The sequence below is a fragment of the Methanosarcina sp. 2.H.T.1A.6 genome (genome assembly GCF_000979455.1).
GTDB lineage: Archaea > Halobacteriota > Methanosarcinia > Methanosarcinales > Methanosarcinaceae > Methanosarcina.
This window is the reverse complement of sequence record NZ_JJOY01000030.1, coordinates 249,153-265,143: the sequence shown is the minus strand read 5'-3', so window position 1 is coordinate 265,143 and position 15,991 is coordinate 249,153. Positions and strand designations below refer to the sequence as shown.

Annotated in this window: 14 protein-coding genes; 7 read left to right on the top strand and 7 right to left on the bottom strand. The window is 43.2% G+C overall.

The window, feature by feature from the left end; genetic code table 11:
* Positions 1-586 precede the first annotated feature (586 nt).
* Both mtnP and EO98_RS08875 read right to left on the bottom strand, forming a co-directional pair.
* The gene (mtnP, locus tag EO98_RS08880) at positions 587-1,363 is read right to left on the bottom strand and encodes an S-methyl-5'-thioadenosine phosphorylase (protein ID WP_048141227.1); all 777 of its coding nucleotides are present in this window, start codon (positions 1,361-1,363) and stop codon (positions 587-589) included.
* Positions 1,364-1,432: 69 nt separating this feature from the next.
* Entirely contained in the window at positions 1,433-2,569 is a 1,137-nt protein-coding gene (locus EO98_RS08875) for a DUF373 family protein (RefSeq protein ID WP_048141226.1), read from the bottom strand.
* A gap of 507 nt (positions 2,570-3,076) precedes the next feature.
* Here EO98_RS08875 and EO98_RS08870 point away from each other — a divergent pair.
* Entirely contained in the window at positions 3,077-3,397 is a 321-nt protein-coding gene (locus EO98_RS08870; RefSeq protein ID WP_048141223.1) for a hypothetical protein, read from the top strand.
* A 192-nt stretch (positions 3,398-3,589) separates the two neighbouring features.
* Here the strand turns inward: EO98_RS08870 and EO98_RS08865 are convergent, their stop codons facing one another.
* Positions 3,590-3,952 carry a hypothetical protein gene (locus EO98_RS08865; protein WP_048141221.1) on the bottom strand — a complete coding sequence of 121 codons (363 nt, stop codon included), beginning with the start codon at positions 3,950-3,952 and terminating at the stop codon, positions 3,590-3,592.
* 145 nt (positions 3,953-4,097) lie between these two features.
* Entirely contained in the window at positions 4,098-4,268 is a 171-nt protein-coding gene (locus tag EO98_RS18405) for a hypothetical protein (protein WP_156161078.1), read from the bottom strand.
* A 100-nt stretch (positions 4,269-4,368) separates the two neighbouring features.
* Here EO98_RS18405 and EO98_RS08860 point away from each other — a divergent pair, with 100 nt between their 5' ends.
* From EO98_RS08860 to EO98_RS08850, 3 genes are all read left to right on the top strand, one after another.
* Positions 4,369-4,761: an RDD family protein gene (locus EO98_RS08860; RefSeq protein WP_048133724.1), complete on the top strand. Its 393-nt coding sequence runs from the start codon at positions 4,369-4,371 to the stop codon at positions 4,759-4,761.
* 90 nt (positions 4,762-4,851) lie between these two features.
* Entirely contained in the window at positions 4,852-5,151 is a 300-nt protein-coding gene (locus EO98_RS08855; RefSeq protein ID WP_048133725.1) for a DUF3303 domain-containing protein, read from the top strand.
* Positions 5,152-5,447: 296 nt separating this feature from the next.
* Positions 5,448-6,185 carry a hypothetical protein gene (locus EO98_RS08850; protein WP_048141219.1) on the top strand — a complete coding sequence of 246 codons (738 nt, stop codon included), beginning with the start codon at positions 5,448-5,450 and terminating at the stop codon, positions 6,183-6,185.
* Between the two features lie 562 nt (positions 6,186-6,747).
* On the opposite strand, the gene EO98_RS08840 is transcribed toward EO98_RS08850, so the two are convergent.
* A complete protein-coding gene (locus EO98_RS08840) occupies positions 6,748-8,658 on the bottom strand; it encodes a VIT domain-containing protein (RefSeq protein WP_048141215.1) in 1,911 nt (636 codons plus the stop codon).
* Between the two features lie 503 nt (positions 8,659-9,161).
* Between EO98_RS08840 and EO98_RS08830 the strand changes: the two genes are divergently transcribed.
* Entirely contained in the window at positions 9,162-10,124 is a 963-nt protein-coding gene (locus tag EO98_RS08830) for a hypothetical protein (RefSeq protein WP_048141210.1), read from the top strand.
* A gap of 403 nt (positions 10,125-10,527) precedes the next feature.
* Here EO98_RS08830 and EO98_RS08825 read toward each other — a convergent pair whose 3' ends face one another.
* The gene (locus EO98_RS08825) at positions 10,528-11,685 is read right to left on the bottom strand and encodes a PGF-pre-PGF domain-containing protein (RefSeq protein WP_048141208.1); all 1,158 of its coding nucleotides are present in this window, start codon (positions 11,683-11,685) and stop codon (positions 10,528-10,530) included.
* Positions 11,686-12,129: 444 nt separating this feature from the next.
* Entirely contained in the window at positions 12,130-13,305 is a 1,176-nt protein-coding gene (locus tag EO98_RS08820; protein WP_048141205.1) for a DUF2117 family protein, read from the bottom strand.
* Positions 13,306-13,665: 360 nt separating this feature from the next.
* Between EO98_RS08820 and EO98_RS08815 the strand changes: the two genes are divergently transcribed.
* Positions 13,666-14,907, top strand: coding sequence for an ABC transporter permease (locus EO98_RS08815; RefSeq protein WP_235284783.1), 1,242 nt, complete (start codon positions 13,666-13,668; stop codon positions 14,905-14,907).
* Positions 14,908-14,972: 65 nt separating this feature from the next.
* Positions 14,973-15,905: a DUF3344 domain-containing protein gene (locus tag EO98_RS08810; protein ID WP_048141201.1), complete on the top strand. Its 933-nt coding sequence runs from the start codon at positions 14,973-14,975 to the stop codon at positions 15,903-15,905.
* Positions 15,906-15,991: the final 86 nt, after the last annotated feature.

Here is a 15,991-nt window from a genome sequence, read left to right as displayed (position 1 = left end):
ATGTGAATGGTATAAGTAAGCTTCCTTTCGGCGGTCGAAAAATGATAGTACTCTGCTGTCTTTTCGTCTATATCCAATAATACCGCAGCATCGCCTGTGAAAATTAGGGTAAAAAACGAGGTTACGTTTTTCAGTAACTCTTTCAGAGTATAAACATTTTTCAGGGCATACAACCTGATTTTTCGTGTAGTGTATGCCTTCCGGAGTACTTTTTTCAGAGCATCTCCTTAGGTATCTCCGTACCCACTTATATAGTACCTATCGTATTTATATTTTATTACATATCTATTATATAATACCCGTATTGGGCTGTTTCATGACAATGAAAATCCTGATTTTCAGAACACAGGGTCTTCGGTTGAGCTAGCATACAGGTTCAGCTGAACCTGAAATTAAGCTGGATAAAGATATCGGGTTAAATAGAGAAGTTTAGTTGAGCAGCAGCCTGGTTGAATAAAAAGGTGGTAAGAGGGGGCTGAAGAGAGAGTTTTATATTTTCAGTTGCTACTTTCTTTCAGTTGCTACTTTCTTTCAGTTGCTACTTTCTTTCAGTTGCTACTTTCCTCACACACCCTTTATATAAATTTTAAAGGCAGGCTCCTTCCTTTGCAAACCTGCACATGCAGCTCTGAACCTCGGGAATTTTTCCGATAGCATCCGAGAGAATTTCGAAGATTGAGTCCTGAGCCTTCCCAACAACTTCTGTGACTTCATCTGCTGTTAATTTCTGCGTGGTCATCCCACATGCCTGATTTGTAACGATGGCAAGGGAAGCGTAACAGAGACTGAGTTCCTTTGCAAGGACGACTTCCGGCACACCAGTCATGCCAACGACATCTGCAAACTGGCTCATCATTCGAATTTCAGCCCGGGTCTCAAAGCGGGGACCTTCAGTACAGGCATAAATTCCCTCGGTATAGGAAAGTCCCTGTTTTCCCAGGGCAGACTTAATGGCTGCCTTTATTTCAGGGCAATAGGGCTCAGTAACATCAACGTGAACAGTTTTATCGTCATAAAAGGAAGAGGGCCTGCTGCGGGTAAAATCAATGAAATCGTCAAGCACGACAAAACTGCCTATGGGATGCCCTCGCATTGATCCGACCGAGTTTGTGGATATTACGCGTTTTACTCCGAGGGAGTGTACGGCCCAGATATTTGCCCTGTAGTTAACTCTATGCGGCGGGATATGAATTTCTTCGGCATGCCTGGGAATTATTGCAACGCGTTTTCCTTTTATGCTGGTTAGATATGCGGTAACCTCTCCATAGGGGGTTTTCACCAACTGGCTTTCGCAGTCTCTGTATGAGCTGAAACCCACACCTCCAAGCACTGCAATCTCTGCAATTTCAGCTGCCTTCTCCATTTTTATATCTCCTTTTCCGCGTTTTAATAGTGAACGTATTAATTTTCAACTGATTTGTTTCTCCGAAGTTCATGCGCTTTTTTTATTTCTTCTTCCTCTCACTCTCTTCTCGCTTTCCGGAGTCTGGTTTGACAGGGAATACTTTATCCCTGCAAGTGCAATGAGGATTGCAATTGCAATCGAATATACGAAGTACTGCAGCGCAAGGGAAGGATCGCTTAAGACCCCGTCCGATATGGAGGCTACTGCCAGGATGTATGTGCTTGCCCCCCAGAAAAGAAGGCCGGTTGCGATCACGAAGAGGGAGAGGGAGACACTTCTATATATGGGCCTGCCATCCATCCTGAGATCGAAAATTTTTCCCATGTCCGCAAGCAGGAGGGCTGCTGCATACCACCAGACAGATACATTGATAAAGACCGAAATAAGAGTCAAGGTGCCGTGATACCAGACCCCTTCCGCGGAGTAGAGTTTCCATACCTCCATAGCTCCGTATACAGTGGCTACAAGGCTGGTAAGCAGGGCAGCAGTGTAGCTGATAAAGACCATCCTCTGCTCAAGGAAAGCATCCCAGAGCCTTTCTTTTTCGAGGGCAACAATATCATCGAGCCCGAAGCCCCTGTACAGCATGTAAAGCCCGACAGCTGCCAGAATTCCCACAATTGCCCCTTCGGGATAGCGGGCAAGCAGGAAGATGGCATAAATAAGAAAAGCAAGACCTATAGGTACAAAAAAAGTCTGAGAAATCTTTGGGTCACTGAAGGCGTGTTTGAGGATATAATAGGTGCTTTCCAGGTTTTCACTCTGCATAACGACAATACGTTTTACGGAGTCAATTTTCATTCTGGACTGCACAATAGGGACAAGAGTTTCATCCTCTGCCCCATCCGAGACAAAGACAGCTCTCTGCACTTCGTTCATCTGGAGATAAAGTTCGAGCTGTTCGGCGATCTTCTGGTCTGAGATCACGCCGACATTCTTATCACCTGCAAAAGAGACTATCTCAGCGTCAACTCCTTTTGCCCGAAGTTCATCAAGGATCCGGATCCCTCCGAAAATCGTATTTGTGTCCGAATCTTCAGGGTCGGCAATCCCGAGTGCAACTGCTGCCTGAACATTTGCCTCCCTCCCTACGATGGGAGTTCCCATTTTTGCTTTTTCGCCCAGGTCGTTATCCCTGTCTATGCATATAACTAAGGTCTGCATGTCTCCTCTATCATTTTTATGGAGATATTCTGTCCCGGAGATCCAGTTATCTACTGAAAAAGGTATCTTATCAGGTTTCCGATTTATCAGCTTACAGAGGATGCATTACAGGAGCCGTTTTTTATATTCGCCGGTCCTTTCCCCTTCTTTCCGGTAATTTATTCCTGACCTGATACACTCTTTGAATTTGTTGAACTTCCTTACTCTTTACAAGTATACTATTTCAATTGATGGTTTATATAGTGAACTGCGCACACAAGCTACTTGAAGTTCTGTAAAATGGGCAGACCCTTTTACATGGTATGAACTCTATATATATTTTATCTTCGTTTTATAAATTTCGGCTGCTGGTATCTTACATGATAACTATTCTTTTACAAATCCCGAAAAAACCTTCACTTTCAAGGATAGTGTTATAATTCTGGATGCCGATATATAAGTGTTTAAAAACAGGCTCTCTTCAGGAGAGATATCTATTCTTATTATTGAACATTTAAAGGGGTTTATATGGCAAAAGCAATTGAGACTGAAACAAAAGAAACCGGAGCCGGTAAAAAAGGTTTCAATATTCAGGAAAAAATTGGAAAGCTAGGGGATGATATTGATAGCCTTGCAAAAAAGACTGGGGACGAAGCCTCAAAACTTTCAAAGAATATCAATGGAGAAATTAAGTCCCTATCCGGGGAAATTAGGTCTATTGACGTAAAGGACGAGGTAAAAAGCATTACTGGTAGAGTCGAAAAGCTGGTTGATTCGACCGGAGACAGTGCGAAAAAGCTTGCCTCGGAGATCAAGGCAGATATCAAAAAGTTAATGGATAAAATTTAAGGATAATTTAAAAGAAAAAATAGAAACAAATGAGATCGAGGATGAGGAAGCGGAGGTCTTCTTCGTCTTTATTCTCTTTCTTTATTCTCTTTCTTTATTCTCTTTCTTTATTCTCTTTCTTTATTCTCTTTCTTATTTTCGTTTCTGGCTTTTTCAAGGATTCAGTATCCACTAATTTAGTTTGAATTCCAGTTAGTATCGGATTCCCTGCGCATAGACCGCATCGACAACCTCGCCTTCGGTCACTGTGACTGTCACTGTAGCTGTATCGATTACAGCCGGATCTTTTTCAGAAATCAGATCAAACTTGTAGACGAACTGCCAGCACGAGGTACAGTTGAGAGTTCTGGTTTCAATAAAAACCGGTTCGGTCAGATTGTAGGTTTTGTAAGAGTCAAGGTCTCTTACATAATTCTCAGCTATCTGCTGACTCTCTCCTTTCGAGGTTTCATTTAATCCATCATTGTTATTGTCAGTTCTTTCGGTACAGCCGGATATGGTAACAGAAATACAGAAAATTATCAGAAACAGGGGGAAAATAAAACGGATTTTCATAGGTTTTTATCCTTCTCTTCTAGCTTACTTTTTAAAAAGAAGTACAAAACGAAAGTATTTAATAATTATTTAAGATCTTATCTGCCTTAAATTCCGTCAGGCAACTGCCCGATTTGTTTATGTTTTTGCAAAACCAGACCGAATTTCAAGTTTTCAGGATCAATGTTGTCAAAAGGATGTAAAATGCATTAAGTACGGATTCCCCAACGAATACTCCCAGCAGGCATTTGAGCACTGGAATTCTCAGGCTTGATCTCACATACACAATCAAATCCGTGGGTACTAGCGGGAAACGAAATCCAGCCTTCTCAACCATTTTCCAAACTTCCTGTATTTAAACAAGACGTTTTGTTCATAATGGGTAATTTTATAATTCAGTCCTGCTTAATGTATAAAATCTCTTTGAGGGGAAAAATATGCAAACGTATTCGGGTTTTCTAAGGAGGTTAATAGCCTCTATAATTGATTCTTTTATAATCATCCTTCTTCTGGCTTTTATTCAGTTCATGTCAGGAGCCATGGGCGGAGCCTTTTTTTATATTCTTTTAATCCTGCTTTCCTGGAACTATTTTGCATACCAGGAGAGTTCAGTAAGGCAGGGAACAGTTGGGAAACAGGCGATGAATATTATTGTAACTGATCTTAACGGAAACAGAATTTCCTTTGAGCGTGCAACAAAACGCTTTGTGGGAAAGATTCTGGCATTCCTTCCTTTCTTCGCAGGATTCTTGCCCATTCTTTTTACTGAAAACAAACAGGGACTGCATGATAAAATAGCAAAAACTCTGGTTCTCGTTCGAGAGGATTGAACTCTTTTTTCTGACTCCATATTTATTCTCAAATTTTTATAAACACATTTAAATACATTCATTACATTGAATTAATGGGGGAATGAAAACATGTTATTTATGGCAACCCTTTCGCATACACCAGAACATTGTTTCGCAAGAGATGAATACCAGGCCGATGGAAAAAAATGGGTTGAAGAAATGAGGAAATTGGGTGAAGTACTGGATATAAAAGTACACGGGGCATATGTCAGCCCTAATGAGCATACTTTCTATTTTGTTCTCGAAGCTGATAACTTTAATGCGATCTCTGATTTCTTAAGACCACCGATGCTGACGCACCACAGCGGAAAGATATCTCCAATTATGACCGTTGAAGAAGCTTTTAAACTCCCATTCATAAAAAGTTGAAGATCAGGCGCCATAGAAATTCTTCAGAAACTGGTTCTCAGGGATTATTCTGAATTCTGGAGCATGAATCCGAATATTGAGCTCAGAAGACTACGGATGTTCGAATTCGGATTCTAGAAAATTACCTTGCTCAGTTTTTTATGTTCTTTTTCTCTTTTTTACTCTTTTTTCATCTCAATCCAATCAACTACTGTAGAAAGGTTTTAATATTTATATAGTGATAAAATACTTTTATGATTCCTTACATAAAGAAGTAGGAAACTATTTGCCGCCAGAGAAAGTAAGGAACGGTTGACATGTCCACTTATGTTGAACAGCGCAGGTCTGCAAAGAAAAGTTCTATTAAGATCAACTCAACTCCTATTGATTACGTGCAGAGTTATCCAGTCCAGAGTAGCCCAGCTCAAAATGGTTCCTTTCAGGACTATCCGGTTCAGAGCAGTCCGATTCAGGGCACTTCTCTTAGTTTTCACCCTGCCCTTCCAGAAAATTCCCCTGTCTCGCTCTTTTCCGGACAGTATTCGGGGCTTAAAGTTTTTCTGGATATGGATGGAGTACTTACGGATTTTACAGGCGCATGCGAGAAATTAAGTGAACATATGATGTTCTGGTACACTGCCGATAAGGAACGTTTCTGGAAGCATATTACGGCTGCAGGAGCCAGGTTCTGGTCAGATATGCCCTGGATGGCTGGAGGGAAGGAACTTCATGGCTTTCTTAAAGGTTCCGGCTTACATCCTACAATCCTTTCTGCCCTCCCCACCCCGGATCGAAAGACTGCCCTGGTTAATGCCAGAAAAGGAAAGATAGAGTGGCTGAAAAAAGAACTCGGAACTCCATACGCAAACAATGCAATCCTCTGTTTCCGCCCGGAAAAAGCTCTCCAGTCCGGAACCTCAAGGATCCTGATCGATGATAACTCCGATAATATCCGTGAATGGGAAGAAGCAGGAGGGACAGCTATCCTGCATAAGAGCACGGACAGGACAATCAGGTGTTTAAGCAAAACTATTAAACTCGAGCAAAGATTCTAATTATTTAACTTGTTACGTTTCCCAGGTTCTTATTCCTCTTCCAGGCTGAACTGCAGGTTTTTCTGGATTTTGCTTCCGCTTATAGAAAAGCGGCTTATTCCGGAAACATCTGTTACTGGAAAAGAATGCAGGCGAAAGCACCATAAGCAAAAATACAATTAATTGATTTTAACCTGCTTGTCCGGGTAATAAACCTTAATTCCAGGATGATAATCTTTAACTCCTGAGACTCTTTCTGAATTTTCTTTCTTATCCTGTACACTTACAATTATTAGCAAAATAACATGAATTAAATAATAAAGCTGTATCTTCTCTATTGTTTGTGCTCCCGCTAACCCTGACGCGTAACTTTTGACACGTTAATCATATCGAACAGATCTTTCATCCCGGCGGGAGCTCATCCTCCCCCACTCCTCCCGTTTTCCCCTGGATTATAGGACGCAGGATGGAAAAAAATTCAGGCTTATAAATGATGTTTTCTTGATTTTCAAAATAGCTTAAAAGGGAAGAGGATTTTGATCTTTTTTTCAGTAAAACGTCCTCTCCCTTCCTGTTCACCTTTTCATCTCTGTTTCCTGTGAAGTAAATATGCAATTCCAGTGAGTCCGCTAAAAGTGAAAAGCGCCCCGAATCCAGGTGTACTTTTTTCTGCAACCTTTTCTGCAACTTCTCCTTCTACCGACTCTTCAAGTACCACGTCGCCCTCATTACGAGAATCCGAGGAGGACTGTATCTGGCTACTTAAAGGAGCAGCCATTTTGTCTTTTGTAGCTGGCTCTCCAGCAGGCATTTCTGGAACCGTTTCTTCGCCACCTTCAGTTCCCGGACTGGAGAATTCAGGCACCTCCACGAAGAGGGATGTGTAAGGTGTCACAAATTCATATTCAAGGGCAAGGTCCGTTACTGCAGACACCAGAGGTTCAGTTTCTCCTTCTACTTCAATCCTGTCCAGCAGGGATTCGATGGTGGTATATGCCCAGAGCCTGGGAATAAAGGCATTTTCCCCTTTCGGGCTTACAGTAAACTCTTTTGAGAAAATTCGGCCTCCTGTCCTGGTACTGGCTGAAACATCCGCCAGGATTTTGCCTGTTTCAGAGCTGTATTTCCCGAGGACAATGGCATCAGAGCCTGCAAAGAGGTTCTTTTCCCCGGTGTTTACGAGTTCGGAGATCCCACTGCTGTAGGAGAAGTCCATGTCCGTGACCAGGGGGGTTGAAATCGTTTTATAGAAGCCCCCTATTTCCTCAGAAGCATTATCGTCCGGAGCGAACCTCTCTGCAGTCCCGTTGTTTTCCAGGCTCATAGCTCTCAGGAAACTATAGTTATTTTCGTCTTCAATCCCGAAGGCAATAGAAAAGATAGACACATGTGCGGTGTTGGCATCTTTAATGTTCTGGCGGATTGCGTAGGGGGAAACAATGCCTTCAGTTGGCTCTCCGTCTGTAAGGAATATAATTATAGGCACTTTTCCGCTCTCAGGGTTGAACATCCCAAGAGCTGTAAGCAGGGCTTCATTTATGTTTGTGCCGCCGTTTGCCTCAAGGTTATTTACAAAGTCAAGAGCCCCGGTTTTTTGCTCATCGTTTGCTTCCATGAGGGTTCCGGAATAGCTCTGTATAGAACTGTCAAAGAAAATTATGTTGAAGTAATCTCCGGGTGGCAGGTCCTCAATAATGTTGCCAAAAGCATCCTTTACCTGCTCGAGCTTGTATCCCTGCATAGAGCCGGACTTATCAAGGACAAAGATTATTTCCTTGCTCATGGCTGAGGTCCCGAGGTCTTCTTCGCTAGGCGAAAAGATGTGCATCATATACCCCTGGCCTTCATTTTCGTAAAAAAGCATGTTCCCGTTCAACGGAGGGTTTGCCGTTTCAAACACTACCCTGAGTTCCGAGGTGGGAAGCGAGTCTGCCTTATAATGTACCTGCCCTCTGTTTGAGGAAAGGTACTCCACCTCAGCTTCCGGGAATGCAGGGGCTTCCAGGCGGATAAGCTGGTTTGCAGAATTTACGTTTATGGTTACCGAAAAATTCGCCACTGAACGGCTGCTTTCCAGGAACTGCACGAGTTCGTATTCCCCAAGAGTTTTCTTAAGCGCCTGTTCATAGGTCAGCTTCACGATGATGCTCTGCCCGGGCTCAAAGCTCAGGGCATAGGCGAAAAGGTTTTCATCCTTTGTTTCGAGGAGGCCTGCTGTCCTTCCTTCCGATGCGGCAGACTCAAATCTTTCGGAAGCCTCTTTCTTTGGAAGTACGTCAGCCCTGTATTCTTTTCCATCAATAATCAGGGTAAAGCCCGAAATGAAAGCTTCTTCAGGAATCAAAAAACTGAACTGGTCTTCAACAGCCGTTTCAGCCGGGTTGCTGAGCTTTTCTTCAACAGTGGTAATTGCATACCCGTTGTTTACATCCGTACTGAGCTTCAGGTACTCTGCAACTGGGCTGGCTGCCCCAATCTGAATCGATGCCAGCAAAATCAGACAGATAATAAGAACTTTCCTTATACAAAATCCCCCTTTAGTTGATCCGATATTCAGGAAAATTTTTTGACTTTTTCATGCAAGAATTCAGGAATAATTCAGCAAATACTTATTACTGATATGTATGAAGATACGCCACTGTTTTATTTATATTTGCCTTTAGCTGCGGATTCTTTCAAAGTTATGCAGGAAATTCGTGTAATGCATGAGAATGAAAAAGTTCCTTTAAAAGAGGTTAGGACTTCCGCGGTTGAACTGGAAATCAATAGCATTAAACATTCAACTGTATAACAGATGAATTTAACTTCAACGTCTGTTGTACTTGATATCAGATCTCAAGTGCGTAAGTCCTATAGTTAAAAGATCCGTCATCGGTGCTAATTTTAAAATATATATAAAATGATAAATTAGTAAAGTTATATACGTGCCTGGGTTTTTCTATAAGTGAAAAGCTCTGCATTCACGCCATTTCTATGAAATTAATAGGAGTAGAACAGATGAATAAAAATCAAAAATCAAAGTTTATCGTTTTGCTTTTGATGATCCTGTTTTTTGGGATAATGCTTGTTCCGGCGGCAAGTGCCACTCCGGAAAAAACAGTCACCGAAAAAGAAGGTAATGAACCGAAATCTGTTGATGATTCACAATGGTGTGAATGGAAACAGGCTCATACTGTGGAAGTTGAGGTGACAACAGTTTATGACTACAAAAAAGACGGGAAACTCAAAATCACTGAAACTTATTCCGGAGAGAAGCTTAAAGGCAAATTTAAGGTAGATAAACTCACAAGGTCACAGACTTTTTCAGTCGAGGACGGAGAAGAGATTGCTGTTAGTGCCGAAAGTGGGAGCTTGAAACTAAAGCCTGGAGATCAGACCGAAATCGTGACCCAGGAATCTATATTGCTTACCACTGAAGATGACCCATATAAGTGGTGGGGTACTGCTTCCTCAACCACTTCTATAACCGCTTCTTCAACTGTTTCTTCAACTGCTTTAACTTGTCCCCAATGGACTTACTCTAAGTTTACTTACTTCTTCAAGACTTACTACAAAGTGGAAGACCCCATAAACCTTGTCTGGGAAGATAAAAGTCTTAGCAACGTTAAAAAAGTAATAATTGCTCAAAAATGGGTTGATAACCCTGTAGAATACACCCATTATCTTCCGTATCCTGATGGAAGCTGGGTTGCGGGAGACGGAGTGGCCGACAGCAAATACAGGATTTCCGGGGGCTACCATTCACGGCTCTGGGAAATTCCAGGGGGGAACGTCGTTTCAAATGCCCACCATGATGACAATTTTTTCATTATCCCGGGACATCAGGTAGATGGATATGAAAATACAGAAACCAAAGTTACCGGATTTTTCGGAACCACATATGGAAAATATTGGCTGGACAATGTATACTATAGTGATTACTATAATGCCCATAATGACGGATCGGTAACACTTTTCTGAGTGTTTGAAAAAGTAATGCACTTTTCCCTTACGGATCTGAGAATTAAGAAGTCCTGCTTCCGCCTGAAAAAAGAGAGAATTGGAGACATATATTTGTGGATTATGAGTCGGCGGAAGCGACATTAATAAATACGCATTTTTTTATTTATAATCATTTATCCGGGTAACAGCCCTTAGCTTTTCACTAATACCCGGATTTTGTTTCAGTTCAGGTTGGGACTGGATTCAGGTTAAGACTCATTGTACTCGGGTTAAGGCTTTTTGTTAATGGACTCTTTTTGATGCTGGTTTTCTGGGCCTTCCGGGCGGGATGTTTTTCTCCGAGGGCTGAGGACCCCAGAACTTTTCGGGAATCATTTTATTAAGAAGCGTAAAGCCTCCGGGTCCTTAGCCTGAGGGCATTTCACAAGCAACTCTGAGATAACCAGCCTTTCTCCTCCAGGGAGTGAATCAAATCCAGGTAAAGCTCTCTAAGTTTTTCTCCATAGCCTTCAATTTCTGCCAGAACACCATGACCTTTTTCATCAAGGCTCTTGACTGCAGTTGTCTCCAGTGTTTCAGCAGTTTCTTTTAATTTTTCACCTGCTCTTGTGATTGGAGCCATCCCCGGATTCCCTTCAACTTCGTCCGATTTCTCACCGATTATGGCAAAGTGAGAAAAGCCCGTAGTTTTGGCTTCCAGATAGATATACCCTTCATCCTCGTTCACTTTCTTTGCAGACAGAGGTTCCCATTTCTCGCCGTCATAGTAGTCCAGGGTGATTGAGTTTGCGTCAAACTCGTTTTCATTGGCCCAGGTTTTGTCCACCTTGAAACCGACCACAGCATTTTCGATATTTTCCGGAGTTGCAATGCCATCGTTTCCAGCCCAGATGTTCAGGTAGCTATATACTTCACCTCCGGGGATATCCGGGGTAAGTGTAGATTTCTCTTTCAGCAGCTCAACAATTGTTGTGATCTTCCCCAGGCTTTTTTTTGCATCAAACTCCACATACGTTACGCAGGTGGCATCCTGTGTGAAACTAAACCTGGCACGGCTGCCACTTACTACATGCTGTTGTGTGAGCTCTTTGACTTCTACGTTGCTGGCAGGTTCCGGGGAGCCCCCTCCCCCTCCAGAAGAACTGCTGCCGGAAGAACTCGCTCCGGAAGAACTCCCCTCATAGGTGGAAATCTCGATGTGGACAGGAATTATAACCCCGGTTCCGACATCTCCTCCGGGTACGGTACATGGGATTTTTATCTTGCAGTCCGTATCCTCTTCAGCTGAAGCCGGAACCTTGAGCGTTACTTTAACTTCTTTATTTTCTCCTGCTCTCAGCTCAAAAGAAGATGCAGAAAACGTAAACCAGCTCTCGTAAGCGTTGTCGTCTACGAAAACGTTATATGTTGCAGTTTCAGTCCCTGTGTTTATCACATACAGCGACTGCTCTGCCGAGGCTCCCGGAGCAAGCCTGTAACTCATGTTTCCGGGGCTTACTCCAACGCCTATGTCAGAAGCAGTAGCCGCCTGCACCGAGACCATAAGAGCGATGATGAATAACACAAGTTTCATTCTCATTCGCAAACCTCAATATTTTCTGATCCTTATTTATGCATGATTGATGTATGATTTTTACACCTAGAGTCCTATTCTGAAGCTTAATTTTCCTGATAAAAAGAGCTAGAATTATGGATATTTTATTTTTAAATAGCACACGTTTTGATATTCTTATATTAAAATCATTTGTTTTTGTTTTTATTATTATAAAATATAACAATTTGTTATTGAATATATTGCATATTTTGTGTTAATTATTTTTGGCATATTAACCCTATATATCCCTAAAATATTCTGTTCCTTTCCACCTCAGGATCACAGTAATCCGAAAAAATATTAATTTCGACAAGGCAAAAGGATGTTTTTCCGAGTTTTCCGGTTTTTTTGGTTTTCCGTTTTTTTGGTTTTCCGTTTTTTTGGGTTTTTCCTGATTTTTCCGAATTTTCCGTTCGTGCAGGCAAAGGCTCAGTATTCTGAGATGGATTCCAGGGAATTTTCTGCAAGATTTATGATCCTCAGCTTCAGGCTCTCAATATCTTCAAAAAAAGCGGCATGTTCTCCTGAAAAGATATCCTGCTGAAGCTTCTTCCCGAACTCATCATCCTTTCCGGGCTTTAAACGCAAGACTAGAGAACATGGGGCATAGCTCACTGCAGTTGCAAGTTCGTCGCAGTCCCCGTCCGTAATCCCCAGAATAGGGATTCCAAATCTGGAAAAGATATTTCCTGCAAGCTCTGTTGTGTCATCCCCAACAGTAATGGCAAGACCTGTCCCTTTCATCATCTCAAATGAATGCTCTGCGCAGTGGTCTATAAGAATGACCTTAACTCCCCCTTCCGGGGTTTTCTCCTGCAAAAAACTCTTTTTCAAAGAAGTGGTTTTCGCTATCCCTTCGGTTTTGCATTCCATCAGGCTTTTGCAGACGTCGGGACTTTTTCGGGAAGCTGTGGTTTTTACCCATGCCCCGGACAGGTCAACAGGCACTCGTTCTCCATGTTTATGGAGAATTTCGATACCTTGCTCCTTTATGTTTCCCCCTTCTATTGAAGTCAGAAAGCCGTTTTCGGATACGAGGGTGACCTCAGAGGAAGTAGCTTTTCCAACCACAATCCCTTCAACCATTATGTTTGCTCCCGGAAAGGTTGAGATTCGTCTCAGAACATGCCTTCCCTGATTGCTGGTTTCTATGGTGTTGACTGGCATAGGAGGCGGGGAAATTTTAAGGTTCAGAAGGCCGGAGAGTTTTTTAGCGTAAGGGTCTGCAGCCCGGTTCCAGGGAATGAGTTCCCCATCAAGGCATCCGGGCCTTTCAATCTGAATAAGGGGTTTCTTTTCAGGATTTTGTATATGCGAAACCACGATCCTTCCGAAAGTCCGGCCGGTTTGAAGCTCCCTGCCATGGTTCAGAAGGCACACAAGGTCGTTTGACTCGAAAAGAGACTCGATACAGGCGCTGGGTTTCAGAAACTGCTTGATATCAATCAAGCTTTCAAGGCCGGCATCAATCGCCGCAACTTTTCCCAGGGTGCCGCAGAGGCAGGCATTTATGCAATTTTCCCTGGAGATAAGTGTAAGAATGTCTTTAACTGTCTGGGGAGAATCCATAAGCTGTAGGTTATGAATCACTATTCCAATCTGCATATGTTAAAAACATAATATAGTCAAACTAATTATACTCATCGAATTAATTTTGTATTAATAATTTAATAATTTTTCCTAAATATTTCGGGACATCTGCTTCTGCATCATTCAAATTCCCGTCAGATATCACAAGATTCAGCCAGCATAAAGGCCTGAAGCTGTTTGATAATTTCATTTGTATTGTCTGGAGAGACGTATCTATACTATATCCGGTGAAGAGTTTGCTTCAGGGACATTTCCGCTAAAAATCAAAAAAGTTATATATCCATAATTTATGTTAATTAATTTAAATATTGTATTATGAAATAATGTTGTCTACAACATTTTTAAGCTTTATATTTTACGCTTATATCTATTCATATGCGTGGGTCAGACCCCTGCACCTGTGGCAGGAACTGGAAAATGGGATTGGTGAACGGTTTGATTGAAGAGTTCGCAATGGCAATACGGCAGTTGCGCCTTAAAAAGCTCAGAACCCTGCTTATTCTCCTCGGAATAGCTATCGGAGTGGCAACGGTAGTAGCCGTCGTCTCGTTCGGAGAAGGCCTTCGTATCAATGCAATCGAAGAGATACAGAAGTCCCGGGACCTGACTTTAATAGAGGTATCCCCGGGGCTCAGGGAAGACGGACTTGTCCTCATAAGCGACTCAAAAGTAGAGGAAATAAAAGAATACGGGGAAGTGGCATGCCCTTATGTAAAGGATGCTTATGTCAGCCCTTCAGGGACCTATTTTGAATTGTTCGGGGTCCAGGATGATTACAGGACTGCAAATGAGCTTGAACTTGCCGAAGGGAGCTGGTTCGATAGTGGCCAGAGCCAGATAGTACTTGGAAGTGATCTGTGGGAAAAACTGGAAAAAATAGACGGGGCCAGAATAGGAACTCCAATAACAACAAGGCTGCGCCTTTACGGCGAAGACGGTAAGCCTCTTGATAGGGAAATAAGTTTTATTCCTGTGGGTCATCTGAAACCTGCAGGAAACGAAATAGATACAGGGGCCTTCATGAAGCTTGGATATGCAAAAGAACTCAGCAAAAAGGACTATTATGATGGGGTCCTGATAAAGGTGGAGAGTTCTTCGCAGGTTCACGAAACAAGGGGGCAGGTCGAAAAACTCGGGCTTTCCTCTTCAAGTGCCCAGGACGAAATCGACTCGGTCAACCGGATCATGAACGGGGTGACCCTTGTCCTTGCCTTTTTCTCAAGTATTTCCCTGCTTGTGGGCGGCCTGATGGTGGTCAACACAATGGTAGTCTCGGTCTACGAACGGACCCGGGAAATCGGGATTTCTAAGGCCCTCGGGGCTTCGGAGTCTGACATCCTGCGGATGTTTTTAGCCGAATGCCTGCTTATAGGAACCGTGGGAGGAGTTTTAGGAGACCTTTTAGGCGTTCTTTTTGCAACCCTCATAGACAGGGTCGGAAGGTCTCTGCTAATGTCAAGGCTTGAAATAGGAAATATCGAACATCTGACTGCCTTAAACTTCAAGATTCTTGCAGCCGGAATTCTGGTCTCCTTACTCGTTTCCGTGCTTTCAGGGCTCTATCCTGCCTGGAGGGCCTCCAAACTGGATCCTGTCAGGGCTTTAAGGCAGCTTTGAAAGGGAGATCGTCAGTTGTAGAAGGGGTTGTAAGGGAGATATATAATCTCAGGAGATGAGCTACCTTGAATACCGGAAACAAGATCTTAATAGCAGGGCTTCTTGGAGCCGGAGTGCTGTTCCTGCTTCCCTTTTTTTCAGGAAATGGGGGCTGGCAGGGCGACGGCATCCCTCCATATACAATAGCAGAAGGAGTTGTCAGGGGAGAGATACATGTTGATGGAGGGCACGGGTATACGGGGGAAAACCCTTACCTCCAGTATTTCGAACTGCCTTCCGGAGAGGTAAGGTATGCCAGGCTTTATGTGCCTGTCTGGAACTACGACAGCGGGGACAGTATCCGCGTAACGGTCAATGGAAATGAAATTGCTATAAGGCAGGAGCCTGATTACGTTTCGGCCTGGGGGATAGCCCTCTACTGCCTTGATGCCAATACTTCCCTTCGTGCCGGGTTAAATGAAGTCTCGGTCCTATCTGAAAACCCAGGAGGGGGACCCTACGGCATCACCCTTGCATCCGTTTCCGAAAACAGCTCTCTGCCTCCGGTCAGGTTCTGGATAAACGAAGGCAACTACGCCCTTACCTATACGAATAAAAAAGACAGTGTGACAAGCACCTTTAAAGGCACATCCCCCGGAAAAAATGCAAGCCTCTATGCCATGCTTGTGGCAGGCACCGAAGGAGAAAGGGATGAACTTTACTTCGATTCCGTAAACATCGGAAGCGATGTGGGGAGTTCCGCCCAGGGCAAGTACTTTGACCTGTATTCGGTTTTGGTTTCCCCGAAAGGTATGGAAAGCACCCTCTGCTTCGAGCGGGGCGATGAAGGCTATCTCCATCCCTGTGTTGCAGTCCTTGTTTCCGACTCGGAATCGGATAGCGAGTTTCTCAAGCTCCATGAGCAAAAAACCGCAAAAGGGGGACAGGTCCCTCTTCCAGTAATCATTGTCTCTCTTCTGGCCTGCCTGGCGGTTGTTCTGAGGTTCAGGAGGAAATGAGGTTTGAGGAAATAACCTCCTGACCTGAATTCAAAAGCGAGCGATGAAAAAGAGAGTGATGAAAAAGAGGGATGATTAAGAGGTAA